Raw genomic sequence first — 6154 nt, forward strand, 5'->3', positions numbered from 1 at the left:
CCTGCTGGGCCGCCGGCCTGTCGCAGCACCGACGGCTGCCGCTGATCCTCGTCGTCGGCGGCATCACCGGCACCAAGGAGCAGTGGGCGCCGGTCCTGGCCGAGGCCGACCGGCTGGGCGCCGCCGTCGTGGTGACGGAGCTGCCCGGCGTCGGCGAGAACGCCCTCCCCTACGGAACGGACAGCACCCGCATGCTGATGTACCTCGTCGATCTGCTCGGCCGCGCCGCCGACACCACCCGCACCTGCGTCGTGGGCCTCAGCTTCGGCGGGCACCTGGCGCTGCGGCACGCCCTGGCGGACGACCGCGTCCGGGGCCTGGCCACCGTCGGGGCACCGGTCCGGGACTTCTTCATGCGCGCCGCGCAGGGCACCCCGCTGCCGCATCTGGTGAACCTGACCCTGTCCCACGTGACCCGCACCCCGCCGGCCCGGCTTCCGGCCGCGCTCGCCGACTGGGGCCTGGCCGAGGACGAACTCGCCCGGCTGCGCATCCCGGTCGCCTGCGCGGTGAGTCGCGACGACGAGATCGCGCCGTACTCCGACGCCGAGTTGCTCCAGCGGAGCGTGCCGCATCTGCGGCTGGTCGAGAACGACGTGCTGGGCGGCGCGCCCGAGCGGGCGGCCGAGACCCGGCTGTGGCTGCTGGCGCAGGCGCTGCGGATGGCCGGTACGGCAGGTGGCGTGCGGCGGGCCGCGTCCGCCCGGGCCCGGGTCCTCAGGGCACGTCACCGCCTCGCCCGTACGCCGTCGGGAGCCCCCGCATGACCACCAGTGCTCCGGCGTCCTGCCTCAGCCGGGAACCACGGGCGGACGCCCGGCTGCGGCTGTTCTGCTTCCATCACGCGGGCGGCGGGGCCTCCTTCTTCGCCTCCTGGCCCGACCGCGTGCCGCCCGAAGTGGACGTTCTGCCGGTGCAGTTACCCGGCCGCGAGGCCCGCCTCCGCGAGCGCCGCTTCCAGGACGCCGGCGAGGTGGTCGAGGCCCTCGACCGCGACCTCGGGTCCCTGCTCGACGAGGGGCCCTGGGCGGCGTACGGGCACAGCATGGGCGCACTGCTGGCCTTCGCGCTGACGGCGGCCCGGCTGCGGGCGGGCGCCCGTGGCCCCGAGGCGCTCTTCCTCGGGGCGTACGCGGCGCCGCACCGCACGCCCACGCTGCCGGCGCCCGACCGGTACGACGACGGTGAACTGGCCCGCCTGCTGGTGGACTTCGGCGGGCTCGCCCCGCAGTTCCTGGACCGGGAGGACTGGCTGCGGGCACTGCTGCCCGTCGTACGGGACGATCTGCGGATCTGCGCCAGCCATCGGCGGGCGCGGCTGCCGGACCCGGACGACGAACGGGCCCGGCTGCCGCTGGACGTGGAGGCCTTCGCCGGCACCGACGACCCGCTGGTCGACGCGGAGGCGGTACGGGCCTGGGCGCGGTACGCGCGCGGCTTCCGCCTCACCACCGTCCCCGGCGGCCACTTCTTCCCCCGCGAGGCGCCCGTGCCGTTCTTCGACCGGCTCAACCGCTCCCTGGATCGGCTCCTTGCCGCGCAGGGCCCACCACGCGCGGAACCCGGCTGATCCGCCGCTCGATGTCGTCGGCGTTCTTCGCGTACAGCGCACGCTGCTCCGCTACGCCCGGCATGACCCACAGCGGGCGTGCGGAGCCGTCGGCGAAGGCGAGACCCTCCGTGTCGGGGCGCAGCCCGGTGAGGGTGAGCGCGAAGGACTCCAGGTAGTCGATGCCGCCGTTCGCGGCGAGCCGGAACGGCCGGTCGTGGCCCGGGTAGATCAGGTCGGACACGGCCAGCACCCGGTCGATGCTGCGGGCGGCGGCGTCGGAGTCCCAGAAGACCAGCGGGTTGCGCCGGGTGCGGGCGACGTACGCGAAGTGCAGGGCGTCGCCGGTGATGGTGGCCCGGCCCGCCTCGGTCTCCACGACGACGCCGATGCTGCCCGGTGAGTGCCCGGGCAGGGCGATCACGGACACGCCGGGGATGAGCTCCTCGCCGTCCGCCACCTCGCGGACGGGCAGTTGCTCCAGCAGCAGCCCGGTCCAGGCGGGCGTGGCCCAGTCGTTGGCGTGCGGCGTGTGGGCGTAGCGGCGCTCGTCGGGGTGGAGGACGAGGGTGGCGTGCGGGAACAGGTCGATGTTCTGCACATGATCCCAGTGGGCGTGGGTGAGGACGACGGTGTCGATGTCGTCGGCGGTCAGACCGTGGGCGGCGAGCGCATCCCACAGGAAGGGACGGCGGCCGACGTGGGCGGCGTCGACGAGGAGGGTGCGGGGCCGTCCGGTGGCGTCCGGGCCGCGGACCAGGAACACCCCGCAGAAGGCGGGATAGCCCTGGTCGGTGTCGATGGCGAAGCCGGGCAGGAGGATGTCGATCGTCGGCATGGAACTCCCTTGGAGGCGGGGGCTGTTCACGGACGGTGGTCGGGTGTGCCGGGTACGGCCGTGCGGATCGCGTCGAGGCTCGCCGGGTTGACGAGCGTGGACAGATCGCCGGGCTCCTCGCCGGTGACCAGGGCGCGGACCAGGCGCCGCATCACCTTGCCGTTGCGGGTCCTGGGCAGCTCGGGCACGGCGACGACCCGGCCGGGCCGGAACGCGGGTCCCAGCGCGGCGGCGACCCGCTCGCGGATCCGCTCGGCGTCCGCCGCGTCGAGGGTCCGGCCGGCCGCGGGAACCGTGAAGCACCACAGGGCCTCGCCCGAGACGGGGTGCGGTATCCCCACGGCGGCGGCCTCGGCGACGGCCGGGTCGCCGAGCACGGCGTCCTCCACTTCGGCGGGTCCGAGGCGCTTGCCGGCCACCTTCATGACGTCGTCGAGGCGGCCGTGCACAAACCACTCGTCCGCCGACCGCGACACCAGATCGCCGTGGGACCAGCGCCCCGGCCTGCGCCCGAAGTAGGCATCGGCGAACCGCTCCCGCGCCTGCCACAGCCCCCGGGTCATCCCCGGCCACGAACGCCGTACGACCAGCTCTCCGAGCCGCCCCTCGTCCACCTCGGCACCGGCCTCGTCCTCGATGGCCGCGTCGATGCCGAGACACGGTCCCGCGAAACCACACGGCGACTGGGGCACGGTGGGCGCGGAGGCGAGCAGGGAGCCGCCGACCTCGGTGCCGCCGCAGATGTTGATCACCGGGCAGCGTTTGCCGCCGAACTCGGCGGAGTACCAGCGCCACGCCTCCTCGGTCCACGGCTCCCCCGTCGAGCCGAGGACCCGCACGGAGGGGGGCGCGGCCGGATGCCGTGAGCCACGTGCCATCAGCATCCGGGACAGACTGGGCGAGCTGCCGAAGACGGTGACCTCGTGCTCGTCGAGCAGCCGCCACAGGCGGGTCACGTCCGGGTGGTCGATCGCGCCCTCGTACGCCAGGACGCAGGCACCGGCGAGGGTGGCGCCGATCGCGACGAGCGGGAACATGATCCAGCCCGGGTCGGTCACCCAGAACACCACGTCGCCCGGCCGGAGGTCGAGGTTGTAGCGGGTCTCGCTGCCGACCTGTGCGGGGAAGCCGCCGTGGGTGTGGACCGCGCCCTTGGGGCGGCCGGTGGTGCCCGAGGTGTGCAACAGGAGGAAGGGGGCGGTCGCGGAGAGGGATTCGGTTCCGACGGGTTCGGCGGCGGCCAGCCGCTCCCAGCCACCCGATCCGTCGGCCACGACGACGAGTTGACGTACGCTCGGCGCCCCGGCCATGGCCGTGCGCGCCACCGCCTCCAGGTCGTACCGGCGTCCGCGCCGGAGGGTGGAGCGTGCGGTCACCAACACCCGGGCGCCGGCGTCGACGAGCCGGAGCGCGATCGCCTCGGCACCGAAGCCGGAGAAGAGCGGCACGAGGATCGCGCCGATCCGCGCGCAGGCGAAGAGCAGGACGAAGGCATGGGGACCGGGGGGCAGACAACAGGCCACCCGGTCCCCTCTCCCCACCCCGAGCTCACGCAGCCCGCCGGCCACCCGGGCGCTGTACGCGGCGACCTCCTCGTACGAGAGGATCCCGAGCGTCCCGTCCTCGCGTTCCCAGCGCAGGGCGGGCGCCTGCCCGCGGCCCTGCCGGAGGTGGCGTTCCAGGCAGGAGTCGACGAGGTTGGTGCGCCCGCCCGGGAACCACCGGGTGAACGCGATGCCGCCCGAGTCGTCGTACATACGCTGCGGGCGCACATGCCAGACGATGCCGATGTCCGGCAGGGCCCGCTCCCAGAACCACTCGGGGTCGGCCGCGGACCGGGCCTGGAGTGCGCGGTAGCCGCCGTCGACGCCGTGCCGGCGGCAGAAGGCGGCGATGTTGCCGTGCTCGGTGAACTCCGGTGTCGGGTACCAGGCGTACGCGTTCATCGCGCCCCGTTCTCGATCAGCGCGGCGATGGCCTGCCCGCCGCCGATGCACAGGGCGATCACGCCGAACCGGCCGCCGGTGCGGCGCAGTTCGTGGGCCGCCTTGAGCAGCAGCACCGTGCCGGTGGCGCCGATGGGATGGCCGAGGGCGATGGCCCCGCCGTTGGGGTTGACCCGGTCCGGGTCGAGTTCGAGGGTGTCCATCACGGCCAGTACCTGGGCCGCGAACGCCTCGTTGAGCTCGATCACGTCGATGTCGTCGAGGGTGAGGTCGTGGCGCTTGAGCAGGGCGCGGATCGCGTCGGCGGGGGCGACACCCATGATCTCCGGCTCCAGCGCGGTGACGACCGCGTCGAGCAGCCGGCACAGCGGGGCGGCGCCGCGCTCCAGGTCACCGGCGCGCATCAGCAGCACGGCGGCGGCGCCGTCGTTGATGCCCGCGGAGTTGCCGGCGGTGATCGTGCCGTCCTGCGCGAAGACGGTGGACAGGGCGGCGAGTTTCTCCACCGTCGTGCCGGGCCGGGGGTGTTCGTCGCGCTCGACGATGCCGTCCGGGGTGGCGACGGGCACGATCTGCGCGTCGAACCGCCCCGCCGCCACGGCCGCGGCCGCCCGGCGCTGGCTCTCGGCGGCCCAGCGGTCCTGGCGTTCACGGGAGATGCCGTACCGGCCCGCGACCACCTCGCCGGTCATGCCCATCGGGTAGTGGCCGAAGGGGTCGGTGACCAGGGAGACGGTGCCGTCGATGGCCGGTTCTCCGGGCAGTTCGTCGCGGGCGCGTTCGCTGTAGTCGAGCCGCGGCTGACGGGTCATCGACTCGTTGCCGCCCGCCACTATCACGTCGGCGACACCGAGGGCGAGGCTCTGCGCGGCCGACCAGACCGCCTGGAGTCCGGATCCGCACAGCCGGTTGACGTTGTGGGCGGTGACCCGCACGGGCAGACCCGCGCTCAGCGTGGCACGCCGGGCGTTGAACGCCTCGGGGCCGACCTGGCCCACACAGCCGAGGACGACCTCGTCGACGGCGCCGAGCTGCAGCCCGGCACGGACGACGGCCTCGCGGATGACAAGGGCGCCGAGCCGGTGGGCGGGGGCCGAGCTCAGCGCGCCCTGGTACCGGCCGATCGGGGTGCGGGCCCCGTTGACGACGGCGATGTCTAAAGGCATCGGGGACATCGGTTTCACTCCTCGGGACTCGTGCGGGTGAGCGTCGGGCGCAGGGGCCGGGCGTCCCGGTCGGGGCGGATCAGCAGCGCGGCGAGCAGGGCGCCGCCGATCAGCAGGCAGGCGGCCAGGTCGAAGGTCCGGCCGTAGCCGACGGTCTCGTTCGGCGCGGCGTCGATGATCCGGCCGGTGACGTAGGGGGCGAGCAGGCTGGAGAGGGCAGCGAGGGCGTACGACAGTCCGAGGGCGGCGCTGCGTCGGGCGGGCGGGCAGATGTCGGCGATCGCCGCGTTGGTGAGCGGGGTCTGGCCGTTGCCCGCGGAGAACGCCAGCACGAGCAGCGGCAGCAGGAGGGCGGCGGGACCGGCCCGGGTCGCGAGCAGCAGACAGAGCCCGGCCAGCAGCGGCAGCAGCGCGCCGAGCAGTCCCTGCGCGACCCGGGCGGTCACCCCCCTCCGCAGCAGCCGGTGCGCGACGGCGCCGGCGGTGAGGACCAGGACGGCCATCGACAGGGCAGGCAGCCCGACGATCGCACCCACCTCCGCGTCACTGAACCCGGCCTGCTCCTCCAGATAGAGCGGCAGCCAGGCGAAGCCCAGGGCGAGCGTCCACATGACGGCGAAGGTGGAGAGGGTGGCGCCGAGCCAGGTGCCGGTGG

General features: G+C 74.4%; 6 protein-coding genes. 2 read left to right on the plus strand and 4 right to left on the minus strand.

Annotated features, from left to right (window positions below):
• Positions 1 to 767: alpha/beta fold hydrolase (locus tag ACTWQJ_RS44675; protein WP_443312120.1), on the plus strand; the 767-nt coding region annotated here is incomplete at its 5' end.
• Entirely contained in the window at positions 764 to 1570 is an 807-nt protein-coding gene (locus ACTWQJ_RS44680) for a thioesterase II family protein (protein ID WP_443312121.1), read from the plus strand. The genes ACTWQJ_RS44675 and ACTWQJ_RS44680, both read left to right, overlap by 4 nt.
• Here the strand turns inward: ACTWQJ_RS44680 and ACTWQJ_RS44685 are convergent.
• The 4 genes from ACTWQJ_RS44685 to ACTWQJ_RS44700 form a co-directional block, all read right to left on the minus strand.
• Entirely contained in the window at positions 1509 to 2387 is an 879-nt protein-coding gene (locus tag ACTWQJ_RS44685; RefSeq protein ID WP_443312122.1) for an MBL fold metallo-hydrolase, read from the minus strand. The two genes, ACTWQJ_RS44680 and ACTWQJ_RS44685, sit on opposite strands and share 62 nt — an antisense overlap.
• A 26-nt stretch (positions 2388 to 2413) precedes the next feature.
• On the minus strand, positions 2414 to 4333 hold the full coding sequence (locus ACTWQJ_RS44690; RefSeq protein ID WP_443312123.1) for an AMP-binding protein: 1920 nt from the start codon (positions 4331 to 4333) through the stop codon (positions 2414 to 2416).
• Positions 4330 to 5508: a thiolase family protein gene (locus tag ACTWQJ_RS44695; RefSeq protein ID WP_443312124.1), complete on the minus strand. Its 1179-nt coding sequence runs from the start codon at positions 5506 to 5508 to the stop codon at positions 4330 to 4332. The genes ACTWQJ_RS44690 and ACTWQJ_RS44695 overlap by 4 nt, the downstream gene beginning before the upstream one ends.
• Before the next feature lie 5 nt (positions 5509 to 5513).
• The coding region (locus tag ACTWQJ_RS44700) for an MFS transporter (protein WP_443312125.1) at positions 5514 to 6154 on the minus strand (641 nt) is incomplete at its 5' end.

The organism is Streptomyces sp. KR55 (genome assembly GCF_052245645.1).
Classification (GTDB): Bacteria; Actinomycetota; Actinomycetes; order Streptomycetales; family Streptomycetaceae; genus Streptomyces; species Streptomyces flavusporus.